This is a genomic window from Bariatricus sp. SGI.161, assembly GCF_050313695.1.
Taxonomy (GTDB): Bacteria; Bacillota; Clostridia; order Lachnospirales; family Lachnospiraceae; genus JAFBIX01.
On the sequence record NZ_JBNPLX010000002.1, the window covers coordinates 1 to 24,191 of the forward strand.

Consider the following 24,191-nt stretch of genomic DNA (forward strand, 5'->3'; position numbering starts at 1 on the left):
AGCCGGGCTTATCCCAGCAGGCCGGACAGCAGGGGAATCAGGGTCACGCCGATCAGGGCCACGCCGCCGCCAGCGACAAGCTGCTTCACGCCCTGGCTCTTAGCACCGGGGTTGTCCTGGCCGTAGCCCTCCAGAAGATTGACGCCGCCCCAGACGCACAGGCCGCCGCCCAGTCCGATCACGATCGTCTGCAAAGTGTTCACTGCACTGTTGAAAAATTCCATAAATGTCCTCACTTTCTGCCGCGTTTTGCGGCTCACAAAATTGTTTGATTTGGTTTTGGGTATGAAAATAGCCGCTGCTTATTCAGCGGCGGCGTCCTCGTCCGACAGATCAATTTCGTACAGGTCGAAAACCTCATCCTGCGTCACCACTTGCTGCCGTTTCCGGCGCGTAACGGTCAAAAACCTGTCCACATCAAAGGTGTTCTTCTTGTCGGCGTCGGCAAGGTATTTGTAGCGGGGGTGCTTGGTAATATCAAATTTCTCCGATAAAAACGGGCGCACACCCCGTAACTGCAAGATGCACTTGCCGCCGTCCATCACGGCGATTTCGTCTTGGCTCATCAGCTCCTTTCCTAACTTCTGATAGTTCAGTCCGTGAGATGTCTGGCTTCCCCGGTTCTCACTGGTGTTGAAACTGTCAATGGTTTCTTTCCCCAGCGCATCGGAGATTTCCTTGGCATTTTTGCCGCGCCCACTAAGAAACAGCACAGAATCGCAGTTGTCCGATATGATTTCGGCAGCATCCTTGTAGATGGCTTTTAACTGCGACTGGCTCTGCAAAATGATTGAAGCTGAGATTTCCCGGCTTCGGATGGTGGCGATCAATTTATCAAAATTTGGTATCTGGCCGATGTTGGCAAACTCGTCTAAGATCAGCCGCACATGGACAGGCAGCCGCCCACCGTACTTATCATCGGCCCGGTCACAAAGTAAGTTGATAAGCTGGCTTTGGAGCATAGCCAGAATGAAATTGAAAGTGGTGTCCGTGTCGCTCATAATGAGAAACAGCACCGTCTTTTCGTCCCCGATGGTGTCCAGCTCCATTTCGTCGTCCTCCATCAGCTCGCGCACTTCCCGGATGTCAAAGGGAGCCAAACGTGCGCCGCAGCTTATCAGGATGGAGGAACGGGTTTTGCCAGCGGACAGCAGGAATTTTTTATACTGCCGCACAGCAAAGTGGTCTGGGTCTTTCTGCTCCAATCGTTCAAACATCAGGTCTACGGGGCTTTGAAACTCCGGGTCGTCCTCGCGGGCTTCACTGGCGTTTATCATTTCCAGCAGCGTTGTGAAGTTCATTTCCTCTGCCGGGGCCTCATACCAGATGTAGCCGATCAGGGCCGTGTAAAACAGCCGTTCCGATTTGACCCAAAAATCCTCCGCTGATTTTTCGCCCTCGCCCTTGGTGTTGGCAATCAGGGTATTTACCAGCTTTAGCACGTCCTTTTCCGAGTGGATGTAGACGAACGGATTGTATTTCATGGACTTGGAAAAGTTGATGGTGTTCAGGATTTTTATGCGGTAGCCCGCCTGCTGAAACATCTTTCCTGTTTCCAGAACAAGGGTGCCTTTCGGGTCAGTCACCACAAATGAGGTTGGGTAGTCCGTGGTCGGGAAGCATTGCATCAGGTTGGGCTTTACGAAAAATCTCGTTTTGCCCGAACCGCTGCCGCCGATCACCAGCACGTTTTTGTTCCGGGCGGTCTTGGGGTCTTTGGGACGCCCGGTCATGGTAAGCCGTTCTGTTTGGGTCAGCAGGATATTGTTTTCAAACTTGGGGTCGATGTAGGGCGCAATATCCTTGGCCGTTCCCCAACGGGCGCTGCCGTACTCCACGCCCTTGCGGTACTTCTTGGCGTTCTTGCCCTTGCAGTACACCACCAGCCGCACGATCAAAGCACCGGCAACGCCGACGCAGAAATCAAACAGGTGCAGGCTGGGGAGAGGATTTGCAAAGGCCACTGTAAAACCGTCCGCAAGATGCAGGAGCTTTCCCGACAGGTCAGTACCGGCGGCCAGCCGGTATGCCTGCCCGCATTTTCCGAACAGGTATACAAAAAACAGATACGGGAGGTTGAGGATCACCAGCTTTTTCACATCAGGCTTCACCGTTCCAGCCCCCTTTCCCTGATTTTCTCCTTGGCCCGCTGCTTGGTCTGCTCCGCTGTCTTTTGCTTCATGGCGGACAACACCTTGCGGATGGAGGGCCGCTGCTCCTTGGAGAGCGTCTTTGCCGTAAATTCCCGGAACGCCTGTTCCAGATTGTCCGCGTCCTTGGACTTGAAGATCACGACATAGTGGGGCGGCTGGGTGGTCTTATCCTTTCGCAAGGCAAAATCCACGCCGTATTTCTTGGCACAGGGCTTGAACGCGCCAATGTTGGCCTCGGTGATCTCAATGTTGGAGAGGGCCGCCCCATGCTTTTTGAGCTGCTTTAGGCTCTGCTGGCCGTGGTGCAGCGTGGTCTTGCTCTTGGCCCGGTGCTGCAAATACTTTTTCAGCGCCGCTTGCAGCACTTGGGCCGTGAGCTTGCCCGTTTTCATGGACAGGGCAATGGTTTTCTGATCGACTTCTTCCTGCAATAGCATCCCTCCTTGTCAGAATGTCAAAAGCGGCGTCTAAGGCGGAACCACCAGACGCCGCAGGTAGATATGGGTCAAATCCGCACCCGCAGGCCGGAAAGGTCGTCGGCCCGGATGCCGACAAGATACCAGCTATCGGCCATTTCAATGCGGGTAGGCCGCCATTTGCCGCCGATCATTACGTCGAAACACTCACCGCAATGCAGGCCGCCGTAGTAGTCGGCCAGGTCAAAACGGATGTCGTAGCGGTCAGTACGTTCGTCAAAGATCAATGCGCCCTGCTTCATAGGGTCGTCCTCCTTTTCGTTACAGGCTTTCGGCCCCGCCGCCAGACGGCGGCTTGCCCCAATCGGGCTGCGCCATATCGTGAGCGACAAGGGCCGTGTAGTAGTTGTTGATCGTGGACGGGGCGTTGAACAGCATAGCCCGCAGGTATTGCTTGATGTTGCGGACGCGGGTTGTGTTCTCACGCAGGCAATCCAGCACAAAGCGGATATGTTCACCGTTCAGCTTCATAAACTTGGATTTCACCAGCTCGGCGGGGTAGTCGTCCCCGGCGACACGGATCGTCTTTCGGGAGGTGCAGACGGTTTCCAGCATCAGGTCTACGATCTCGTCAAGCTGTTCCCGGTCAATACTCCTGTCCTGAATGAGATAGTCGTACTCGATGTTCTCCAAAATGATTTCACGATAAATCTGTACGGCTTCGTCCTTTCCTGTTCCTTTCCGTTCCGGCGGCGTAGCCGCTGCCTCCGCAGGGGGAGGGGTCAGGGAGGGGAAAGGAATGGAATCGGTACTTAATCCGTCTGTAATTATTTTTTCTTTACTTGGTAAGTTAGTTCTTTGTATATCTTTATTTAATTGCGTTGGATTTCCCGATACCGGGTTTTCCGACGTTGGATTATCCGATGTTGGATTTTCCAACACCGGGTTTTCCAATACCGGCTTATCCAACTCCGGCTGTTCGTAGATGGTATAGACCATATCGGACATTTTGCCTTTGGCGTCGCGGCCTTGTTCCCGCTTGATATACCCGGCCTTTTCAAGCTCCCATACCGCCGTCCTGATCGCGTCGATGCTTTCCCGGTTGATAAGGGACAGGCCCTTTAGGGTATAGTCCCAATCCTCCGGCAAGGACAACATTTGCGACAGCAGGCCCTTGGCTTTCAGGGACAGGGCCTTGTTCCGCAGGTGGTGATTTGACATCACCGTGTACCCTCGGTTCTTTTCTACGCGGAATACTGCCATATCGTCGTCAGCTCCTTTCACAGTGAATTTGACCGCCGCAAGGCCGGTCAGCTTGCCCGGCTGATAGGGACACTCTGCAAACCGGCAGAATTGATATTTCCAGTCCGGGCGATAAAAGCGGCAGGTGCCGCAATCCTCCGGCGCGTCCGCCCCGCCGCTGTCGTAGTGATCGAAACCGGGCTTTTCCTGCATCAGCCGTTCAAAGGCCCGGTCAGGGCCGGAAGTAAATAGCATGGCGTCGCCTCCTTTCCGTATTTGGGCATAAAAAAAGCGGTGTCCTGTTCTCCCGTGATGGGAAAGAGGAACGCCGCGTTTACGGTGTCGTATTCAATTCGGTTGATGATGTGTCGTATCTGGGTGTCAGGCATTTGCAGGAGGGTCAGCATATTTGCGGCTCAATCCAAAAGTAGTAAATTGGTAGTAAAATGAGTTCTCATATCCTGCGTTTTGCCTGTATTTCAGGGCTTTTCAGAGATAATCAGAGTTTTTAACTCAAATATTACAAAGATTTTTACAAAAGAGAAATAAGATTTTACATTGTTACAGTATATTTTTTTCTGAATCTATTATTACAAGGAGGATGAAAAAGATAATGAGAAAAAAGAAAAGAATTGCCAGCGTATTGATTGCCCTGGCTCTTATTGTCACAGCAGGCTTATCCTTTCCGGGGCAATCTGGAGCTGTTCGTGCAGAAGAGGATACAGACAATATCACAATTGTAGATGCCAGTACGCAGTGGCAGTACAGAGATGACAATCAGGCACCGGCTGATGGCTGGAAGACCAGCGAGACGGTGACGGAAACATGGAAGACGGCGGCAGGCAGTTTTGGTGCCAAGAATGGTGTGATTGCGGACCTTGGTGGCGGCTGTACTCCTAAGACTTTGTTAAACCAATACATTGAGGGAACTTCGAATGATATTCCAGTCTACTATTTCCGCAAAACATTTGATCTGGAAGATCCGACAATCGTACAGTCCGTCACGGGAAGTCTTCTTTATGATGATGCTGTAACCGTTTACATTAATGGAGTAAGGATTGCAGGATATGATGATGGTTCCTTTGATGAAAATGGATATGGAGGCTCAAATGCAAGTGCTCCGAAGATAGGAGAAATTAATTTCACAGAGATTGCGGCTTTGAATCTGAAAGGAACAGGAAATGTGGTGTCTGTAGAACTTCACAACGGAAGACCATCGAGTTCTGATGTTTATCTTGATTTTCAGTCTCTGACATTTGGTACAGCAGTGCCGGAGAAAGAAGTCAAATATATCTCTCTGAATATTGGAAGTGACGAAACACAGAGAAATATTACCTGGATGGCAAGCTCTGATAAAGAGGCATATGTGCAGGTGGCGACAAAACCAGAGGGATGGGTCGAAGGGAATGAACTCCCGGCAGATGCAGTAAGCTATACAGCTACACAAACTGATAGTGCAGTAAACGGTCTTAAGAGTTGCAAGGCTACCATGACAGATTTGAAAGAAAACACAACCTATTTGTATAGAGTAGGAAATGATGAAAAGTGGTCTGACACTTACTCATTTACCACACAGGCATTGGGACAAGATCAGGAATTCAGTTTCTTGTTTGCAGGAGATCCGCAGATCGGAGCAAGTGGCAATTCAGCAGCTGATACTACAAACTGGCAGAATACCATGAGCAGATCATTGCAGGCATTTCCGCAGACGAGTTTCCTGTTAAGTGCAGGAGATCAGGTGAATTCCAGAGATAGCGATACTGAATATGAAGGATTCCTCTCTCCGGATGCAATGCGCTTGATTCCACTGGCAACCAATGTGGGCAATCATGACAATGGTTCTGAGAGATATACATCTTATTACAATATGCCGAATGTATCTGACAAAGGTGTAACAACAGGTTCAGGAAGTGGTGACTACTGGTTCATGTATAATGGTATGCTTGTGATGTCCATCAACTCAAATAATACAGACACTGCAGTGCACAGAGCATTTTTACAGGAAACACTAAACAATCATCAGGAAGCAACCTGGACAGTTGTAACCTTCCACCATTCTACATACAGTGTGGCAAATCATTATTCAGACAGCGATATTCAAAAAAGACGTACAGAACTTTCACCTGTATTCTCGGAGCTTGGTATTGATGTAGTATTGATGGGACATGATCATTACTATACAAGAACCTATATGATGAATGGATGTAATGCAGTCATTCCAGAGGGAAATGAGGTGACAAAGGGTGAAAAAGCACCGGAGAGTGTCACGAATCCAGCAGAAGGACAAGTATTCTATCTGACAGCGAACTCTGCTTCCGGAAGTAAATATTATGCAAGAAATGGACAGCTTGCAAGTGGATGGCCGGAGTATGTAGCGGTTCAGGAACAAAGCAATAGGACCACGATTACGAATGTAACGGTGACCAGGAATTCCTTTACCGTAGATACTTATTATACAGACAGTGATGTGCTTCAGAAGATGGATTCCTTTACTATCTATCGTACAGAGGATCCGACGATTCGTGTGCCACAGACAGAGGCTGGGAAGATAACTATACAGGATGGAAAAGCATTCAATCCGATGACGGGTGTCAGCGCACAGGACTATGAAGGAAATGATATTACAGAGCTTGTACATGTAACCGTTTATAATGCAGATACAGATGAGCAAGTACAGTATGTAGACACATCCAAGACTGGAAATTATCGTATTGTATATGATGTGACAGATACATATGGAAAGACGGCTAGTGCGGAACAGCTTGTAGAAGTTGTTAAGAATACTGATGAAAATCCAGGTCAGAATCCAGATGAAAACCCAAGTGAAAATCCAGATGAGAACCCAAGTGAGAACCCAGGACAGATTTCGGGTACGGGTTCAGGGAATGGACAGACAGACAACAATGGAAAGGGAAATGGTTTGGCAACGGCAGGAACCAGTCAGTCATCTAAGGCAACAACTGTGAAGACCGGCGACGAGGCACCGATTGTGTTATTTGGCGTGATTATGCTGTTAGCAGCAGGAGCAGCCGTAGTTGTTCTTCGCAGACGCAGTATTCGATAAAATACAAAGAAAGCAGGAAACAAGAAGTGAACGGGCAGAAGATATTACAGGGAAAGATACAGAATAAAAAAGCGGATCTATTGGTCATTGCCATGATGACAGTTATTGTCATCATGACACTGGTGATGAACCGATGGTTCCCAGTGGAATATATTATGTATACTTCTGAGTCTTCTACTTACGAACGCGGAGTTGTGACCCGGATTCTGGCAGAAGAGTTAAGTCAGGAGGAAGGAAGCAACAGGTATCGTGGTGTACAGACCTTAAAAGTTGCCATGAAGAGCGGAAGCCTTAAAGGACAGGAGATTGAAGTTAAGAATGAATTGAGCGCAACTCATAACATTGCCACAGGTGTGGGACAAAGATTGATTATCAAGGTGGATGCTCCAGAAGGTCTGGAACCATATTATACCGTATTTAATTATGACAGGACGGTGGGTATTTCCATGATATTGGTAATGTTTGCCGTGTTTATGATCTTGGTCGGAGGAAGAAAAGGAGTAAAGAGTATGATTGGTCTTTGCTTTGCACTTTTCCTGATTATTGATTTTCTGTTACCGGCTGTTTATCATGGATGGTCACCTGTCGGGATGGGAATCATCTGTGCATTCTTAATTGCAGTATTTTCTATGTTATTGCTCAACGGATTTAGTGAGAAGACATTTACCGCAATTACAGCGACTATGGCAGGAGTCATATTAGCAGCTGTTTTCTATTATATATTTTCTGGGATTCTGCATCTGAGTGGATTTAATCTGGAGGAAGCAGAGGAATTGATTATTGTTCAGGGTGCAACGGGTCTTAAGGTTGGACAGACCTTATTTACCGGAATTCTGATTGCATCGTTGGGAGCGGTGATGGACATGACCATGTCAGTAGCTTCGGCTTTGTTTGAAATGAAGGAAATTCATCCGGAAATGTATATGACAGAAGTATTCCGTTCAGGAATTTCTATCGGACAGGATATGATAGGAACGATGTGTGAGACTTTAATTTTGGCATTTGCCGGAAGTAGCATTACGGCACTTCTGGTAATGATTGCATATGGAGCACAGTTTAATCAGATCTTAAGCTCTGATTATGTGGCGATTGAATTGATACACAGCTTAACGGGAAGTATGGCGGTTATCCTTTCGGTTCCGATCACAGCAGGTCTTTCTGCATTTTTTACTTGTAACAGGCAACACTGCAAGTAAATAAAAATTTTATTGCTAAATGGCAATTTTTGTGTTACATTTAATACACTCTTTGCACTGCATATAAATCTACAGTACAAACTGAGCAGACCGTGACAGGATGTCATGGAGTCGGGTCGCAGAAATTGCCGGGCATCTGAAGCAAGTTGCCACTGGCAGATTCCGTAAGCTGCCGGTGGCAGTTTTCGTAAGTGACAGTGGAAGTAACATCCACGGGACAGTAGTTGCTAATACTGATTCGTGGGTGTTTTTTATTCTTTTTTCGTGAAGCATATCATAAAAATCCCCACAATATATTTAGTGCCATAGAGCTATCTTACGTTTGGGAGGTAACTAATATGGAAGAAAACAGAATAACGAATGATGAATTCCAAAAGGTCGCAAACAGGGTCTCGATGGTGTCAATCGTAGGGAATATTGCGCTTGCGCTAGGAAAGCTTCTTGCAGGAATTATCGCTCATTCTAATGCGATGATCAGTGATGCGGTTCATTCGGCTTCGGATGTGTTCAGCACGATTGTTGTGATTATTGGAATTCGGCTTGCGTCGAAAGAATCCGATAAAAACCATCCTTATGGCCATGAACGGCTGGAATGTGTGGCGGCGATTGTCTTAGCGATGGTTCTCTTTATCACCGGACTTGGCATAGGGATGGAAGCATTGAAAAACATTTTGTCTGGTAACTATAATGAATTGCAGATTCCGGGAATGCTGGCGCTGATTGCGGCAATTGTATCCATTGTCAGTAAGGAAGCCATGTTCTGGTACACGAAGATTAATGCCAGAAGAATCGATTCCAGTGCACTGATGGCAGATGCATGGCATCACCGTTCGGATGCATTTTCTTCTGTTGGAGCATTGATCGGTATCGCAGGAGCAAGGCTGGGATTCCCAATCATGGATTCTATTGCCAGTCTGGTTATCTTTGTATTTATCATAAAAGCGGCATACGACATTTTCAGGGATGCAGTGGATAAGATGGTGGATCATTCTTGTGATGACGAGACGGAAAAGCAGATATCTGACTGCGTGATGGAGAATGAAGCAGTAGAAGGAATCGACTTGCTCCAGACACGTATATTTGGAAATAAAATATATGTGGATATTGAGATTGCGCTGGATGGTTCTCTGCCATTACAAAAGGCGCATGATATAGCGGAAGAAGTTCACCATGATATAGAACGAAAATTTCCGAAGATCAAGCATATCATGGTTCATGTTAATCCTATGAAAATCTGAGGCAGAAAGAAAAGAAGCGAAGAGATTTGTGCGGGAATATCTCTTCGCTTCTTTTACAGGGTATCATATATCCAGAGGAAACGACTGGTAGAAGCTTCCTATGGCGGAGGGTAGACCTATACTAAAACAGTCCGGCAAGAATTTCTGCGCATTTCTCGATGCCGAGGACGCCACTATCCAATGCAATGTGATAATTCTGCATAGCGCCCCACTTCTGATCTGTATAGAACTGATAGTAAGAAGCGCGTCGTTTATCCTTGTCTTTCAGACGTTTTTCAGGAGAAACTTCACGTTCGCCGTATTGCTCAACGATTCGTTCGGCACGTTTGGCAATGCTTGCGTGAATAAATACGTTCAGACAGTCGGCCTCGTCTCTTAAAATATAATCTGCACAACGTCCTACGATGACGCAAGGTCCCTCTTCTGCCAGTTTCAAAATGACTTTTCGCTGAATTGCCCACAAGTCATCTTGTGTGGAATGTCCGTAAAAATCTCGGTCAGAGAAAGCATTGGCAAACCAGCCGCCGTGGGAAGAATATTCGCCGCGTTCTGCGATATATTCTTTTGCAAATCCACTTTCTTCGGCGATTTTTTCAATGAGTTCATGATCATAACAAGGGATTCCTAATTGTTCGGCTACTTTTCTTCCAACGGTTCTTCCGCCACTGCCGAATTGGCGGCTGATAGTGATGACTCTGTTTTTCATTTTGCTGCCTCCTTTTCTTGGATGATTTTCTTGTTAAGTGTTTTATATGTGTATATAATTACGATCAAAGAAATGATAAATGTAAGCACATCGGATACTGGCATGGAGTACAGGACACCGTCCAGACCAAAGGAAAGCGGAAGTATTAATGCAAAACCTACACCGAATACAACTTCACGGACCAGAGACAGCATGGTGGAAGTCATAGCTTTTCCCATGGACTGCAGGTAGATGAAAGTTGCTTTGTTGACAGTGGCAAGGGTCATCATACAAAGGTAGGTTCGGAATGCTTTTACTGCAAAATCGGTATAGTAGATGCTTTCGTTGGATGCTCCGAAGATACCGATTAATTGTCTTGGGAAGCATATGACAATAACGGTAGCGACGGCACCAACGATGGCTTCGGCAATCAGCAGATGAGAGAAAAGACTCTTGGCACGGTCATCCCGTTTGGCACCAATATTGTAGCCGACGATTGGAATACAGCCGGCTGCCATTCCTACTGCAATTGAGATAACGATCTGGAAGAATTTCATAACAATTCCTACAACTGCCATTGGAATCTGTGCATACTCAGCCTGGCAGAAGATCTCATCCATTGCCCCGTATTTTTGAATCATATTGTTTACTGCAGCCATGGAAGCAACCAGCGAAATCTGAGATAAGAAACTGCAGATTCCCAGTGGAAGATATTTTTTACACAATTTTCCGTGGATACGAAAACTGTTTTTCTCAAGTTGAATTGCTTTCATGTGGCACAGATACCATATGGCCAGGATAGCAGTCAGAATCTGCCCTGTGATGGTTGCTACTGCAGCGCCCATCATTCCCCATTTGAAGATAAAGATGAATATTGGGTCCAGGATAATGTTGGCAAATGCACCTGCCAGTGTGGAAATCATAGCGAATTTGGGACTTCCATCAGAACGAATAATAGGATTCATGGCCTGACCGAACATATAGAACGGAATACCTACCGTAATCCAGAAGAAGTATTCCTTAGCCTGACGGAAGGTTTCTTCATTGACACGTCCACCGAACATAGTCAGGATCTGTTCCTGGAAGATAAGATATACAGCAGTCAGGATGGCACTGCAGATGATGCACAGGATAACGGCGCTGCCGATACTTTTGTGGGCGTCATCTTTTTTGCCGGCACCCAGACTGATGCTGACGAAAGCACAGCAGCCGTCACCGATCATGACTGCGATAGCCAGAGACACGACTGTCAGTGGGAATACGACTGTATTTGCTGCATTACCATAAGATCCCAGATAGCTTGCGTTGGCGATAAAAATCTGGTCAACAATGTTGTAAAGTGCTGCTACCAGCAGCGAGATAATACAGGGTACAGAATATTTGCGCATCAATACCCCGATTGGTTCTGTTTCCAAAAAACGATTTGATTTTTGGTCCATGATATTTTCCTCCTTCATATGTTAATTATTTTGTAAGAGACTTCTCTGGCAAAATAAAAAGTGTGGCCAAAGAGCTGGATTTATGCCCAGGGCCACACGCTTCACATAAAAATAAAAAGCATGTAGCATTCAACCGGATTTACGCAGTTTTGCTACACGCTGTACCATGTATCATAACAGTTTTTTTGGATGATGTCAAAGGGGTTTTTGGGGAATTTATGAAGTAGATTATACTGGCAGATTGGTACATTTTTAGGGTTGAGACGGAAAAACCAGCGTGATACTATATTGATAGAAAAGATTGAAAAAATGATAAAACAAGGGTAAATTTACAATGTCAAAGTTTTCAGATGATAAGAATGTAAGAATAAAAAAACGTACGAAAACCAAGGTGATCATAAGCAGTATACTGATTGGTATTAGCATTATTTTGAGTCTGGCTGCGAGAATGTGTCAAGACTTTGCCCAGTGGTACAGCACGCATATCTATCCAGTATGGGTGGAGACAGTTGGCCGTGCGATGGGATATTTCCCCTTTTCTATATCGGAAGTACTACTTTATCTTATGATTCTTATTTTCCTGGTGTCTGGTGCACAGCTTCTGATTCGAAGAATTCGGAAGAAATTGAAAAAAGAAGAAGGATATGGATGGCTGTGCAATGTTTTCTTAGCGGTAGGCGTCTTGTTTTTCTTATATGTGGTCAATTGCGGAGTGAATTATCACAGGGATTCGTTTTCGGAAACTTCTGGGATTCAGGCAGATGAATATTCGATTGAAGAGTTGAAGGAAGTCTGTGTATGGCTGACAGAAGAAGTAAATCAATATAGCAATGCGGTGGAACGGAATCAAGAAGGAACCATGGAGCTGGAGGTGTCGACAGAGGAACAGGCAGTGACTGCTATGCAAAAATTAGGCGAGACATATCCAGAGTTAAAAGGATATTATCCAAAGCCAAAAGGATTGCTGAATTCTTGGATACTTTCCATACAGAACCTGAGCGGGGTATATTCTCCGTTTACCATAGAAGCCAATTACAATCAGGCAATGACCGATTATAACATTCCATTTACCATCTGCCACGAACTGTCGCACTTGCGAGGATTTATGCAAGAGCAAGAAGCCAACTTTATCGCATTTCTTGCCTGCCGCGAGTCTGAGGAAGCAACATTCCAATATAGCGGAAATATGCTGGGGTGGATTCATTGCATGAATGTATTGTATAAAGTTGATTACGATGCGTGGGAAGAAGTGCGTGGTGAGTTAAGCGCGAAGGCAGAGACAGATCTGCAGGCGAATCACGAATTCTGGGCAAGGTATGACGGGACAGTCGCAGAAGTATCTAATAAAGTGAACGATACATATTTAAAGGCTAACGGACAAAAAGATGGAGTGAAAAGTTATAATCGAATGGTAGATCTGATTGTGGCATATAAAAGGGACAGGGTAAATTAGGGACGGAGGTTTTTTTATTTTCCTCCGTCCCCAATTTTGCGTAGTGCCTCGGCAAAGGCGTTGTTGATGGGTTCGTCTTTTTGTTTTTTTAGATATTTTTGTACATCTTTTTTGGAGACACCGGCCCCTTCTTTTTCTCTTCTGGCTTTGAATGCGGAGAGTTTTTCTTTGTATCCGCATTGGCATACGAAGGTTTCTTCTTCGCCTTTTTTTATTAGCTCCATCTTTTTGTGGCAGTTTGGGCAGCGGGCATTGCTTAGACGTGCAATGGTTTCGCGATAACCGCATTCTCGATCCTGGCATACCAGAAGGCGAGCGTTTTTGCCGTTGACTGCCAGCATTCGTTTGCCGCAGCGTGGGCATTTGGTATTGGTAAGGTTGTCGTGCCGGAAGGTTCCGTCAGCGTTTTTGATCTCTTGAATGAGTTCTTGTGTATAATCGATAATTTCACGAAGGAATATATCTGCTTTGTGATTCCCTTTGGAGATCTGTGAGAGTTCCATTTCCCATTGGGCAGTAAGCTCTGGCTTTTTTAGATCCTCTGGGACAAGTTCCAGAAGTTGTTTTCCTTTGGAGGTAATCAGAATCTCCGTTCCTTTTTTCTCGATATAGAAGGAGTGAAATAGTTTTTCGATAATATCAGCTCTTGTGGCGACGGTTCCCAGACCGCCGGTCTCCCCTAATGTTTTTCGTGCTTTTGCATCTTGGGAATCCATGTATTTTACTGGATTTTCCATGGCGCTTAGCAGGGTTGCTTCGGTAAATCTTGCTGGTGGTTTTGTCTTTCCGGTTGTAAGAGAAACCGTCACAATTGGAAACTTCATGCCTTTTTCCAGAGCAGGAAGCGGTTGTTCGGATACATATGTAGCGGCATCATTTTCCTCATCCGCGTCATCAATATTATCCGCTTCATAGATGGCTTTCCAGCCTGGAGACAGAACAATCTTTCCTTTTGCAATAAAATTTTGTCCGGCAGCAGAAGCTTTCATTGTGGTCTGCTCATACTCAAAGGCCGGGGATAGAACACTGATAAAGCGGCGCACGACTAGATCATAGATTTTGCGTTCTTCATTGCTCATGTGATCAAGCTGCACATATTCTTCCGTCGGGATAATTGCGTGATGATCACTGACCTTTTTGTCGTCTACAAAAGATTTACTGGTTTTAATCGGACCTCTCAGAAGTTCAGGAATGTATTTCTTATAAGGTCCAGTGTTACACGCTTTCAGCCGCTCTTTAATGGTCGGGACAATATCGGTTCCGATGTAGCGGGAATCGGTTCGAGGATAAGTGAGTACTTTGTGATGTTCATACAGACGCTGCATAATATTCAAGGTTTCTTTGGCAGAGAAACCAAAGTGTTTGTTAGCATCACGCTGTAATTCTGTCAGGTCATAGAGACCTGGGGAAAATGTTTTCTTAGCGGATTTTTGAACATCGGTGATGGCCAATATCTGCCCGTTCAGTCTGGCAGTGATATCAGTCATAACATCCTTTTGGAAAGAACGAAGACTTCCGGTCTTGGCGTTCTGCCAGGTCCATGTGACTGGGGAGATGTACTGGCTGGAGTTGGTAGTACATTTTATCCCATAGTAGTCTTCGGGTTTGAAAGAACGAATCTCAGCTTCACGGCGGGCAATGATCGCGAGAGTTGGAGTCTGAACACGTCCGCAAGACAACTGTGCATTATGTTTGCACGTAAGGGCGCGAGTAGCGTTAATTCCAACCAGCCAGTCTGCTTCAGCACGGCTTTTGGCAGCATAATACAATGCATTATATTGACGACCATCTTTCAAATGGGCAAATCCCTCGCGGATAGCCTTATCAGTCACAGAAGAAATCCAGAGCCGTTTGATTGGTTTGTGACATCCTGCTTTATCAAGAATCCAACGTGCAACCAATTCCCCTTCGCGCCCGGCGTCAGTAGCGATGATAATCTCAGACACATCCTTTCGGAAAAGTTGAGATTTGACGTTGTGGTATTGCTTGGATGTCTGCTTGATCACAACCAGTTCCCATTTTTCTGGAAGCATTGGAAGGTAGGAAATATTCCATTCCTTGAATTTCTTATCGTATTCTTCTGGATCTGCCAATGTGACAAGATGCCCTAAAGCCCAGGTGACGATGTATTTCTCACCTTCAATTGCGCCGGCAATACTTTTCTTGCAGTTCAAAACGCGGGCAATGTCACGGGCGACAGACGGCTTCTCAGCCAGAACTAATGATTTCATAAATGTTTGCTCCTTATATAAAAAGTAATAATAATCTTAGATACCTATTCAACATATCGGATTTAGACGGGTTTGTCAACGGATGGAAGGGCTCAAAACATGATGAAAAAAAGGTTCTCCGTGGAGAAAAATGTATAGGAAAAAGAAAATTAGAAAAAAAAGAAAAAATACTTGAAAAATATGAATAACTATGTTAATATAAACATCGGTCGCGCTTGAGGAAAGCGTAATATGGCTCCGTGGTCAAGCGGTTAAGACATCGCCCTTTCACGGCGGTAACACGGGTTCGATTCCCGTCGGAGTCATTCGAGCGAAAGCTCATTCATATTATAGTGTATGGCGCCATAGCCAAGTGGTAAGGCAAAGGTCTGCAACACCTCTATCACCAGTTCAAATCTGGTTGGCGCCTTTCAAAATAGCAATCCTTGAAAAAGGATTGTTTTTTTGTGCTTAATTTGTAATTTGGGACGGGGGTTTTTTCATTTTCCTCCGTCCCAAATTAAATTTGCCGTGTCCCTAATGCCTGGCTGATTCGTTCGCGAGCTTCTTTGGCTTCGTGATGATTTAATCCGCTGGTGCTGATCCCGGTAACAATATTGCCTTGCCGTACGATTCCGGGGAAGTAGAAGTCACAAGACTCTTTTTTATGTGCGGTATTTACCGGTATTTTTCGTGCTTTACAGTCTGCCGCGATCTGATCGTTACAAGAGCTGCTGTTTGTTGCGGCGAGTACAATGTCTGCGCCTTCTGTCAGATTGGTGTGATATACATCCTGGATCCATTGGATGCGCCGGCTCTCACTCAATATTCGCAGTTTGTCTGTGATTTCTGGTGCTACGACGCAGATGTCGGCAGCAAAATCAAGAAGTGTCTCGATTCTTCTCTGGGCAATCTTGCCGCCCCCTATCACGAGGATTCTTTTCTCGGACAGGTCTACAAAAAGTGGAAAATATAAAGGTGGTGATTTCTCCATGGAAGGCATCCTTTCTGTATAAACATTTTCTTTCATCATATCATGGATAATGAGGGTGTGACAGAATTATTTTTTGGAGTTTTCGGCGATGACTGATACAGACAAAAACCCCTTGAAGCATATCTGCTTCAAGGGGCTTTCCTTTTAAAAATCTAGAGATAAAGTCGAAACAACAAAAATCGGGGTTTTCATTTGTGTTCCAAAAACAATATATCACAAGAAAATATTTTTTTGTATAGTCTATAAATACATAATTATGACAAAAAATTGTGGCTTAAGCACAAATGCAATGGTATAATATCCATGCGAAGTGTAGAGGAGGGGGAAAATGGCTGTTGAATTAGAGAACTTATATGCAGAGATCGATCCGGAATATGGCGTTGCATTGCTTACGAAGAGTTGCTTTCATAAAATGATTGGCTGGATACATATGGTGGAAGATATGGATTTTGTACCTATGCTGCACGGCGATGAATTGGTCTTTAATTCAGGGTTGAATTATGTTTCGGAGGAATGGCTGAAGAGGTATATAGAAGCACTGAATAAAGAGTGCGCCGGCGGATTGATGATTGCGATTCGTGAGGGGAAAAAGATATCACAAAAGATTGTTGATTATTGCAATGAACTGGAATTCCCGTTGTTTTCGGCAACATGGGAGACTCCATATATAGATATCATGCGTATTTTTTCCGTAATTTTATTGAAGAACGAGCAGAGAGACACGAATTTAAGCACTGCATTGCGAAATGCAATCTTTTTCCCGGACAATGAAGAACTGTATGTAAATTATTTTGAGGGAAATGGATTCTATCGCAATTTGACCTATAATGTTATTGTGTTAAGCTGTAATGTGTACAATACAGAACGTGGCAATGAACGTTTGAATCAGATTAAGAAGGAATTACATTATACCTTGGAGAGAAGAATTATATATGAAGAGAATAATCGTCTTATTATTCTTGCGACGGGGTATTCTGAAAGGAAATTATTGGATATTTTTCAAAAAATATGCGAGAAAGATGATAATGTATATGTTGGCATCGGAACAACGGTAAATAGCATCAAAGAGATCCATAAGTCTTATGAACGAGCGAGAACAGCATATGAATTGACAAAGGCTCCGATTGACAAGAATATATTATGTTACAAAGAGCTTGGAATATATAAGATTCTTTCTGATATAAAAGAGGAAGAGATCTATCCTGAGTTTGTAAAAGAAACATTAGGGAAATTAATGGACTATGATGAAGAGAATGGCACGGATTATGTAGAGATTCTGGAAGCATATTTTAAGAACGAGTGTAATATTGTCGAGACATCAAAGGCGTTATATTGCCATAAGAATACCATGGCTTATAAGATCAACAAGATTAAAGAAGTATTGGGATATGATATTACTTCTAATGAAAACAGAATGAAAATTATGGTATCATTCTATATTATGAGATCCAGAATTGGATATCGGTAAGAATTATCAGATGAAATGAGGAATCACATGGAGATGAGTAAGGGAAAAGTATGGCTGGTCGGAGCAGGTCCTGGAGAGATTGGATTATTGACTCAGAAAGCCATAACGGTCATAGAACAGGCAGATTTTATTGCATATGATGCGCTGATTGGAGAGGAGATACTGTGTATGCTTCCAGAGGATGCAGAAAAGGTGTCCGTAGGGAAGCGTTCAGGCAAGCACTCGGTATCACAGGAAAAGACGAATCAGATCCTTCTGGAGGAAGCGTTAAAGGGAAAAAAGGTGGTCCGCTTAAAAGGCGGAGATCCGTTTGTGTTCGGACGGGGCGGAGAAGAGTTAGAGTTATTGGTGCAATATGGAATACCGTTTGAAGTGGTTCCGGGAGTGACTTCGGCGGTGGCAGTGCCTGCCTATGCAGGAATTCCGGTGACGCACCGCGATTATACTTCTTCTTTTCATGTGATTACGGGGCATCCGAGAAGAGATGGAAAGGATCGTATAGATTATGGTGCGCTGGTGCGTATGGATGCGACATTGGTATTTCTTATGAGCGTTGGCACGATGGGAATGATTATGGAGAATCTGGTAAAAGCAGGAATGGATCCAAAGATGCCGGCGGCAGTCCTGGAAAGAGGGACGCAATACCGACAGCGCAAGGTAATCTCAACGGTTGACTGCCTGGAGAGAGACTCCAAAGATGCCAAAATTCAAGCTCCGGCAGTCATTGTCGTAGGGAGAGTATGTACATTATCGGAGCTGTTCGCATGGTACGAGAAGCGTGAACTTGCACAGATGCAGATTATTGTGACCAGATCCAGGAAAAAAGCAAGTAAGCTGACTGCACAATTAAGAGAAGCGGGTGCAGAGGTGTTGGAACTGCCCATGATCGATACGACCGCTATTGCACCGGAACAGATTCGGTTGGATGAGTTGTATGACGAACCGGCTGGAAGAGAATTGTGGCTTACATTTACAAGTCCAGTAGGAGTAGAAACTTTTTTCAGTGTTACGTTACCAAGTCTTGGGAAAGATATTCGAGGCGTGCTGCGAAAAGGAGCGGATGTAAGATTTGCTGCGGTTGGGGAAGCAACAGCAAAAGAATTGGAAAAATACGGATGGATGACGGATGTGGTGCCAGAAGTATATAATGGAAGGGAACTTGGCAAAGCACTTGTAAGAACTGCAAGAAAGGATGCGAAAGTCTATCTGCTTCACGCAAGGCAAGGTTCTGAGGAATTAAAAGAAGAATTGAAAAGAGCAGATCTTGCATATGAAGATATTGCGATTTATGAAACGATATGCAGACAGGACAGCCCTTGGGCCGATATGGTAAAGGATAAGATTAACCAGGGACTGATCGACTGGGTTACATTTACGAGTGCATCAACCGTCCGGGGGTTCGTTCAGACGATGGGTGGAATGGATTTTTGCAAAGTTCCTGCTCTGTGTATTGGAGAACAGACTGCGGCAGAAGCACGAAAATACCATATGAAGATTGAGATATCGGACAGAGCAACCATTGCAAGTATGGTAGAAAAGTTGAAAGAACTTCACGCGAAGCAGGAGGTATAGTTGATGAAGAGAATATTGGGAGTTCTGCTGTCTGCCACCATGATTCTGGTGATGGCAGCAGGATGCAAAGATCAAAGAGCGGAGAATGCCTCTGGCAAGAGCGGACAGGAGATCGTCGTCGGTACAAACAGTGAAAGCGGTGGCCTGGATCCGGCGGGGATGATTGCAGATACTTATCTGGCATATTCCGTATCTGCGTTGGACGAACTTTTGACGTATGATGAGAATGGAGAGATTGAATATCGTGCTGCAGAATCCTATGAGGTGAATGACGATAAGACAGAGTGGATTTTTCACTTGAGAGAAGATGCAAAATGGTCGGATGGAACACCGGTCACTTCGGCGGACTTTCGCAATACCATTGAACGTTCTCTGGATCCTGCCAGTGGAAATGGATATTCAAACTATCTGTTCCCGATTGAGAATGCCGAAGCAATCTATAATAGGGAAGCAGATATGAGTACACTCGGAGTAGAGACACCAGATGATACGACGTTGATCTTCCATCTGTCTACGCCGTGCGTGTATTTCCTGGATTTACTACGCCTTCCGGTATATACTCCATCGTGTGTGGTTTATGCGGATGCAGTTGGAAGTGGGTGGGATACCGACCCGGCAACGAGTGTATCCAATGGACCATTTTATCTGACAGAATATGTGCCACAGCAGTATTTTGTGTTGGAGAAGAATCCATATTACTGGGATGCAGACAATATAGCATTGGATAAGATTACCTATAAGTTCTTCGATAATAAGCAGTCGATGGCAGCAGCTTACGCGACTGGAGAGGTGGATGTGGCTTTGTCATTACTGGGGACAGTGATGGATGAATATGAGGGACAAGATGATCTTGTGGTGACGGATGCAATTGCCACACGATATATATATATGAATATAGAGAAGGTAGAAGTGCTCCAGGATGTTCGTGTGCGAGAGGCATTGAACCTTGGAATTGACCGACAAGAACTTTGCCAGGCGGTGGGAAAGGATACAGAGCCCACGGTAAATTTTGTCGCAAAATATATGGTAGATAAATCAACGGGAGAATATTTTGTAGATGGTGCGCAGGCTCCTTTTGAAGAAAATCTAAAGAGGGCAAAGGAGCTGCTTGCAGAAGCGGGTTATCCGAATGGAGAAGGGTTTCCTGTTCTTACTTATAATTATCCGACTTTGGAAATGGATATGGATACCGCACAGGTACTGCAGCAGCAGCTGAAAGAAAATCTGGGAATTACAATAGAATTGAATGGACAGGAACTTCAGGTAAATTATTCGGAACGAAGAGCAGGAAACTTCGAATTATGCCGTATGAATTGGACGGCTGATTTCGCTGATCCGAATACGTATTTATCTATGTTGTTTTCAAACAGCACTTATAATTGTAGTGGAATCAGGGATGAGGTATATGACGCGTTGGTAGAAGCATCTGACACAGAGACAGATCCGGCAAAGAGAAGCGAACTTATGCATGAAGCAGAACAGTATGCGATTGGGGAACAGTTCTATATTATTCCGCTCTATTCTATGCATCATGTGAATCTGATCCGGCCGAATATTACGGGAATCACACAGATTCCGGCAACGGGGACACTGGATCTTAGAGGTGCATCGGTTCAATAAAGGATGGGAGGAAAGAATGCGGTATGAAGAAAGCAATTTTGGTCGTCAGCTTTGGAACGAGTTATAAAGAGAATCTGGAGCGGACAATTGGAGGAATAGAGAATTATCTAAGAGGAGAGTTTAAAAATTATAGATTGTACAGAGCATTTACCAGTCAGAGGATTATCCGAAAACTATGGGAAGAGAACAAAATTGCAATTCCGACGCTGGAAGAGGCAATTACGCAGATGCGAGAAGATGGAATGGAACATATTGTTGTACAGCCGACGTATGTGGTCCATGGCTTGGAATATGAGAGACTAAAAAGTGCATTGGAAGGTTACCGGGATTTTTTTCAGACCTTAAAATTAGGAGAACCACTCTTAAATCAGGTAGAGGATTATAAGGCGTGTGTTCATTCTGTGATAGAAGATTGGCAGATGAATAAAGAAGAAGTAATCGTGCTTGCCGGTCATGGGACACAAGGACATGCACAGGCTGCTTATACTATGCTGGAATACGCTTTTCATTCTATGGGTTATTCCAATGTGCTGGTCGGAACCGTTGAAGGGTATCCGAGTGTATCTGACGTGATGCAGAAGCTTGGAATGTTGGAGCCAAGGCCGCTTCGCATCATACCATTTATGATTGTCAGTGGCGAACATGTTCATCATGATCTGTCTGGTGATGAGCGTTCCTGGATGGCCAGATTCCAGAGTATGGGATTCCCGTCTCGAGTAGTAGAGAAAGGACTGGGAGAGATGAAAGGGATACAGAGAATATTTGCAGAACATGTAAGAGAGGCGATGGAATCATGAAGAGAATCGTAAGGATTGGAAGCAGGGAAAGCAGACTTGCAGTGTGGCAGGCAGAATATGTTGCGCAATTGATCGAACATGCACATCCTGAGATTCAAGTACAGATTATTACAATGAAGACGACAGGAGATAAGATTCTGGATCGCAGTCTGGATCAGATTGGTGGGAAAGGCTTGTTTGTAAAAGAACTGGATCTTGCGCTTCTGGAAAAACGGACAGATCTATCCGTGCACAGTTTAAAAGACATGCCTGTTGAAATCCCGGAACAACTCCCGATTCTTGCTTTTTCCAGGCGAGAGGATCCGCGGGATGCGATTCTTTTTCGCAAAGGTGTGAAGCCAGAAGACATTACGGTAATCGGAACTTCCAGCCACCGAAGACGGATTCAGCTGGAACGCCTGTACCCAAAATGTGCATTTACCGGAATGCGGGGAAATGTACAGACCCGCGTGCGTAAGTTGGAAGAAGGACTGTGTGATGCAACCATACTTGCAATGGCTGGGCTAAAACGCCTTGGAATGGAATCTGTGGTGGGAAGAATACTTGCAACGGATGAGTTAATACCGGCAGCAGGGCAGGGAATTCTGGCGGTACAGGGAAGAGCTGGTGAAGATTATAGTTATCTGGATTGCGTGATGGATGAAAAAGCGAAAGTGGCTGCTCTTTCAGAAAGAGCATTTGTGCGTATGCTGGGTGGAGGCTGCAGCGCTCCAACAGCGGCTTATGCACAGATAGAAGGAGAAGAAGTTATTCTGAACGGTCTGTACTATGACGAAGAAGCGAAAGATTATATCACAGGGAAGAAGCGAGGGCCAGTGGAGGAAGCTGAGAATATCGCAAGAGCTTTGGCGGCAGAACTGAAAGCGAGGTTTAGAGAACGTGGCTAAGTATGTGGCAAAACGGCTGGTGACAGGAGCGGCGGCATTATTGTTTCTTACATTTCTTACTTTTGTGATGGCGCATAAGATGCCGGGAAATCCTTTTGATACGGGAAATGTATCGGAGCAAGTTCTTCAGACGATAGAAGAGGAATATGGGCTCGGAGAGCCTCTGCAGGTGCAGTTTGCTTTCTATATGAAGAACCTGTTGCGAGGAGACCTTGGCATGTCCATCAAGAAACCAGGAGTAACGGTAAATTCTGTGATTGCAAGAAGTCTTCCTGTGACGGCGAAGCTAGGAATACTGGCTTTTCTGTCGAGTCTGATTCTTGGAACTCTCTTAGGAATCTGGCACCTGATGACCAAAAGAAAGCTTGTAAAAAAAGTGATTTTGTTTATCGAGAGTGTAGGGATTGGTGTGCCAAACTTTGTATATGCCTTATTATTCATGCTCATCTTTGGTGTATATTTGAAATGGTTTCCAATTGCCGGAATCACGACGCCAATGAATTATGTATTGCCGGTGGCCGCACTTGCCGTGTATCCAACATGTGTGATTTCGCGGATGTTCTACAGCGCAGTGCAAAAAGAATATACACAGGAATATGTTATGTTTTTGAAGGCAAAAGGACTGAAAGAATCAGCAATCCTGATGAGGCATATGTGGCGGCCGGCTCTTACACAGTTGTTGACTTATCTTGGACAATTGCTGGTGTATCTTGTGACGGGCTGTTTTGTGGTAGAGAGTATCTTCACTATTCCCGGTCTTGGAAGAGAATTCGTTATGTCTATCAATAACCGTGATTATACGGTGATTATGGGACTTACGGTTTTTGCAGGGGCGATTGTGATTCTTGCGCAACTTGTGCTGGATGTAGTACAGATGTATCTCGACCCTAGAATTCGGTTTGGAACGGAGCAGAACAGATGAAACAAGTAATGGCAAATAGAAAATTTATCATATATCTGGGAATCTTAGGTGTATTCGTGGCAGCAGCGATAGTTGTTCCTAGCCTTTCCCCGTATTCGTATGATGCACAGGACGTGGTGAGTCAAAATCTTGGTGTGTCGGCGGCACATTTATTCGGGACGGATAAGTTCGGAAGAGACCTTTTTACCCGTGTATGCTATGGGTTGCGGATTAGTCTTACGGTTGGATTCGTCAGTGCATGTGTCTGCTTTGTCATAGGTGTTGTGGTTGGTGCAGTGTCTGGACTTGCCAACTTGGTTGTTGACAGCATTTTGCTGGAACTGATGAATATCATCAGTGCAATTCCGTCTATGCTCTATGTGATTCTGATACTTCTGGTATTGGATGCAAGTATTGGAAGTGTGATACTGGGAATCTGTGTGGCAGGGTGGGTTGATCTTGCGAAAATGGTAAGAGTAGAGACAAGACGGCTTCGGCAGATGGATTACTGTCTGGCAGCGGAGATGATGGGAGTTCCGATGTGGAGAATCATTTTTAAATATATTTTGCCAAATGAGAGAGGGCTTTTGATTGTGCAGACGATATTGCTGATTCCCAAAGCGATATTTACAGAGGCATTTTTAAGCTTTCTTGGGATTGGAATTGCAGCGCCCAGAGCAAGTCTCGGAACACTGATTCAGGATGCAAGGTCGTTGATTACTCAATATCCGACTCAGATATTATTCCCGGTTCTGGTACTTGCGGCATTGATTGTATGTCTGCAAAGCATTGGTTATGCACTGGAGCAACAGGGAGTGAATGGTGCTCAAAGGATACAGGAAGAGATATAGGAGGA

Annotated in this window: 20 protein-coding genes, 2 tRNA genes and 1 riboswitch; of the genes, 13 read left to right on the forward strand and 9 right to left on the reverse strand. The window is 45.0% G+C overall.

Going from position 1 to position 24,191, the window contains the following annotated elements:
- Positions 1–8: 8 nt before the first annotated feature.
- The 5 genes from ACQRBH_RS01355 to ACQRBH_RS01375 all read right to left on the reverse strand — a co-directional run bounded on the left by ACQRBH_RS01355 (position 9) and on the right by ACQRBH_RS01375 (position 3,832).
- A complete protein-coding gene (locus ACQRBH_RS01355) occupies positions 9–224 on the reverse strand; it encodes a Maff2 family mobile element protein (protein WP_117440504.1) in 216 nt (71 codons plus the stop codon).
- A gap of 78 nt (positions 225–302) precedes the next feature.
- Positions 303–2,111 carry a VirD4-like conjugal transfer protein, CD1115 family gene (locus ACQRBH_RS01360; RefSeq protein ID WP_427760741.1) on the reverse strand — a complete coding sequence of 603 codons (1,809 nt, stop codon included), beginning with the start codon at positions 2,109–2,111 and terminating at the stop codon, positions 303–305.
- Positions 2,108–2,584 carry a PcfB family protein gene (locus tag ACQRBH_RS01365; protein WP_427760742.1) on the reverse strand — a complete coding sequence of 159 codons (477 nt, stop codon included), beginning with the start codon at positions 2,582–2,584 and terminating at the stop codon, positions 2,108–2,110. Before ACQRBH_RS01365 ends, ACQRBH_RS01360 begins: the two co-directional genes overlap by 4 nt.
- 74 nt (positions 2,585–2,658) lie before the next feature.
- Complete coding sequence (locus ACQRBH_RS01370) at positions 2,659–2,871, reverse strand: DUF5348 domain-containing protein (RefSeq protein ID WP_427760743.1); 213 nt, start codon at positions 2,869–2,871, stop codon at positions 2,659–2,661.
- 19 nt (positions 2,872–2,890) lie between these two features.
- Positions 2,891–3,832 (reverse strand): DUF6017 domain-containing protein, encoded by a 942-nt coding sequence (locus ACQRBH_RS01375; protein ID WP_427760816.1) that lies wholly within the window; start codon positions 3,830–3,832, stop codon positions 2,891–2,893.
- 592 nt (positions 3,833–4,424) lie between these two features.
- On the opposite strand from ACQRBH_RS01375, the gene ACQRBH_RS01380 reads away from it, so the two are divergent.
- The 3 genes from ACQRBH_RS01380 (at position 4,425) to ACQRBH_RS01390 (ending at position 9,309) form a co-directional block, all read left to right on the forward strand.
- On the forward strand, positions 4,425–6,875 hold the full coding sequence (locus ACQRBH_RS01380) for a fibronectin type III domain-containing protein (protein WP_427760744.1): 2,451 nt from the start codon (positions 4,425–4,427) through the stop codon (positions 6,873–6,875).
- Between the two features lie 26 nt (positions 6,876–6,901).
- Complete coding sequence (locus ACQRBH_RS01385; RefSeq protein ID WP_427760745.1) at positions 6,902–8,071, forward strand: YibE/F family protein; 1,170 nt, start codon at positions 6,902–6,904, stop codon at positions 8,069–8,071.
- A gap of 71 nt (positions 8,072–8,142) precedes the next feature.
- Positions 8,143–8,294: riboswitch (NiCo riboswitch) on the forward strand.
- Positions 8,295–8,409: 115 nt separating this feature from the next.
- Complete coding sequence (locus tag ACQRBH_RS01390; protein ID WP_235232975.1) at positions 8,410–9,309, forward strand: cation diffusion facilitator family transporter; 900 nt, start codon at positions 8,410–8,412, stop codon at positions 9,307–9,309.
- A 121-nt stretch (positions 9,310–9,430) separates the two neighbouring features.
- On the opposite strand, the gene ACQRBH_RS01395 is transcribed toward ACQRBH_RS01390, so the two are convergent.
- Positions 9,431–10,015, reverse strand: a complete 585-nt coding sequence (locus ACQRBH_RS01395) for an AAA family ATPase (RefSeq protein ID WP_427760746.1) — start codon at positions 10,013–10,015, stop codon at positions 9,431–9,433.
- Entirely contained in the window at positions 10,012–11,433 is a 1,422-nt protein-coding gene (locus tag ACQRBH_RS01400) for an MATE family efflux transporter (protein WP_427760747.1), read from the reverse strand. The genes ACQRBH_RS01395 and ACQRBH_RS01400 overlap by 4 nt, the downstream gene beginning before the upstream one ends.
- A 334-nt stretch (positions 11,434–11,767) precedes the next feature.
- Between ACQRBH_RS01400 and ACQRBH_RS01405 the strand changes: the two genes are divergently transcribed.
- On the forward strand, positions 11,768–12,886 hold the full coding sequence (locus ACQRBH_RS01405) for a DUF3810 domain-containing protein (RefSeq protein ID WP_427760748.1): 1,119 nt from the start codon (positions 11,768–11,770) through the stop codon (positions 12,884–12,886).
- 14 nt (positions 12,887–12,900) lie between these two features.
- On the opposite strand, the gene ACQRBH_RS01410 is transcribed toward ACQRBH_RS01405, so the two are convergent.
- Positions 12,901–15,117: a DNA topoisomerase III gene (locus tag ACQRBH_RS01410; RefSeq protein WP_427743629.1), complete on the reverse strand. Its 2,217-nt coding sequence runs from the start codon at positions 15,115–15,117 to the stop codon at positions 12,901–12,903.
- A gap of 233 nt (positions 15,118–15,350) precedes the next feature.
- Between ACQRBH_RS01410 and ACQRBH_RS01415 the strand changes: the two genes are divergently transcribed.
- Together ACQRBH_RS01415 and ACQRBH_RS01420 are read left to right on the forward strand one after the other, a co-directional pair.
- A tRNA-Glu gene (locus tag ACQRBH_RS01415) sits at positions 15,351–15,422 on the forward strand.
- Between the two features lie 33 nt (positions 15,423–15,455).
- Positions 15,456–15,526 (forward strand) — tRNA-Cys (locus tag ACQRBH_RS01420).
- 90 nt (positions 15,527–15,616) lie between these two features.
- Here the strand turns inward: ACQRBH_RS01420 and ACQRBH_RS01425 are convergent.
- On the reverse strand, positions 15,617–16,090 hold the full coding sequence (locus tag ACQRBH_RS01425; protein ID WP_427743630.1) for a precorrin-2 dehydrogenase/sirohydrochlorin ferrochelatase family protein: 474 nt from the start codon (positions 16,088–16,090) through the stop codon (positions 15,617–15,619).
- Positions 16,091–16,418: 328 nt separating this feature from the next.
- Here ACQRBH_RS01425 and ACQRBH_RS01430 point away from each other — a divergent pair, with 328 nt between their 5' ends.
- The 7 genes from ACQRBH_RS01430 to ACQRBH_RS01460 are packed head-to-tail and all read left to right on the forward strand — an operon-like array spanning position 16,419 to position 24,186.
- Positions 16,419–17,558 carry a PucR family transcriptional regulator gene (locus ACQRBH_RS01430; protein ID WP_427743633.1) on the forward strand — a complete coding sequence of 380 codons (1,140 nt, stop codon included), beginning with the start codon at positions 16,419–16,421 and terminating at the stop codon, positions 17,556–17,558.
- A gap of 27 nt (positions 17,559–17,585) precedes the next feature.
- Positions 17,586–19,130, forward strand: a complete 1,545-nt coding sequence (cobA, locus tag ACQRBH_RS01435) for a uroporphyrinogen-III C-methyltransferase (protein WP_427743634.1) — start codon at positions 17,586–17,588, stop codon at positions 19,128–19,130.
- 3 nt (positions 19,131–19,133) lie between these two features.
- Positions 19,134–20,750, forward strand: coding sequence for a peptide ABC transporter substrate-binding protein (locus ACQRBH_RS01440; RefSeq protein ID WP_427743635.1), 1,617 nt, complete (start codon positions 19,134–19,136; stop codon positions 20,748–20,750).
- Between the two features lie 23 nt (positions 20,751–20,773).
- Entirely contained in the window at positions 20,774–21,547 is a 774-nt protein-coding gene (locus ACQRBH_RS01445; protein WP_347376584.1) for a sirohydrochlorin cobaltochelatase, read from the forward strand.
- Positions 21,544–22,434, forward strand: a complete 891-nt coding sequence (gene hemC, locus ACQRBH_RS01450; RefSeq protein ID WP_427760749.1) for a hydroxymethylbilane synthase — start codon at positions 21,544–21,546, stop codon at positions 22,432–22,434. The genes ACQRBH_RS01445 and hemC overlap by 4 nt, the downstream gene beginning before the upstream one ends.
- The gene (locus ACQRBH_RS01455) at positions 22,427–23,356 is read left to right on the forward strand and encodes an ABC transporter permease (RefSeq protein ID WP_427743638.1); all 930 of its coding nucleotides are present in this window, start codon (positions 22,427–22,429) and stop codon (positions 23,354–23,356) included. The genes hemC and ACQRBH_RS01455 overlap by 8 nt, the downstream gene beginning before the upstream one ends.
- Positions 23,353–24,186, forward strand: coding sequence for an ABC transporter permease (locus ACQRBH_RS01460; protein WP_235232963.1), 834 nt, complete (start codon positions 23,353–23,355; stop codon positions 24,184–24,186). Before ACQRBH_RS01455 ends, ACQRBH_RS01460 begins: the two co-directional genes overlap by 4 nt.
- Positions 24,187–24,191: the final 5 nt, after the last annotated feature.

What these genes read in the sequence shown, in the direction of transcription:
- ACQRBH_RS01445 (WP_347376584.1), top strand. Translation starts at nt 20,774, where the DNA reads ATGAAGAAAGCAATTTTGGTCGTCAGCTTTGGAACGAGTTATAAAGAG.
- ACQRBH_RS01425 (WP_427743630.1), bottom strand. Translation starts at nt 16,090, where the DNA reads ATGGAGAAATCACCACCTTTATATTTTCCACTTTTTGTAGACCTGTCC.
- ACQRBH_RS01355 (WP_117440504.1), bottom strand. Translation starts at nt 224, where the DNA reads ATGGAATTTTTCAACAGTGCAGTGAACACTTTGCAGACGATCGTGATC.
- ACQRBH_RS01400 (WP_427760747.1), bottom strand. Translation starts at nt 11,433, where the DNA reads ATGGACCAAAAATCAAATCGTTTTTTGGAAACAGAACCAATCGGGGTA.
- hemC (WP_427760749.1), top strand. Translation starts at nt 21,544, where the DNA reads ATGAAGAGAATCGTAAGGATTGGAAGCAGGGAAAGCAGACTTGCAGTG.
- ACQRBH_RS01430 (WP_427743633.1), top strand. Translation starts at nt 16,419, where the DNA reads ATGGCTGTTGAATTAGAGAACTTATATGCAGAGATCGATCCGGAATAT.
- ACQRBH_RS01405 (WP_427760748.1), top strand. Translation starts at nt 11,768, where the DNA reads ATGTCAAAGTTTTCAGATGATAAGAATGTAAGAATAAAAAAACGTACG.
- ACQRBH_RS01460 (WP_235232963.1), top strand. Translation starts at nt 23,353, where the DNA reads ATGAAACAAGTAATGGCAAATAGAAAATTTATCATATATCTGGGAATC.
- ACQRBH_RS01390 (WP_235232975.1), top strand. Translation starts at nt 8,410, where the DNA reads ATGGAAGAAAACAGAATAACGAATGATGAATTCCAAAAGGTCGCAAAC.
- ACQRBH_RS01380 (WP_427760744.1), top strand. Translation starts at nt 4,425, where the DNA reads ATGAGAAAAAAGAAAAGAATTGCCAGCGTATTGATTGCCCTGGCTCTT.
- ACQRBH_RS01375 (WP_427760816.1), bottom strand. Translation starts at nt 3,832, where the DNA reads ATGGCAGTATTCCGCGTAGAAAAGAACCGAGGGTACACGGTGATGTCA.
- ACQRBH_RS01370 (WP_427760743.1), bottom strand. Translation starts at nt 2,871, where the DNA reads ATGAAGCAGGGCGCATTGATCTTTGACGAACGTACTGACCGCTACGAC.
- cobA (WP_427743634.1), top strand. Translation starts at nt 17,586, where the DNA reads ATGGAGATGAGTAAGGGAAAAGTATGGCTGGTCGGAGCAGGTCCTGGA.
- ACQRBH_RS01440 (WP_427743635.1), top strand. Translation starts at nt 19,134, where the DNA reads ATGAAGAGAATATTGGGAGTTCTGCTGTCTGCCACCATGATTCTGGTG.
- ACQRBH_RS01395 (WP_427760746.1), bottom strand. Translation starts at nt 10,015, where the DNA reads ATGAAAAACAGAGTCATCACTATCAGCCGCCAATTCGGCAGTGGCGGA.
- ACQRBH_RS01410 (WP_427743629.1), bottom strand. Translation starts at nt 15,117, where the DNA reads ATGAAATCATTAGTTCTGGCTGAGAAGCCGTCTGTCGCCCGTGACATT.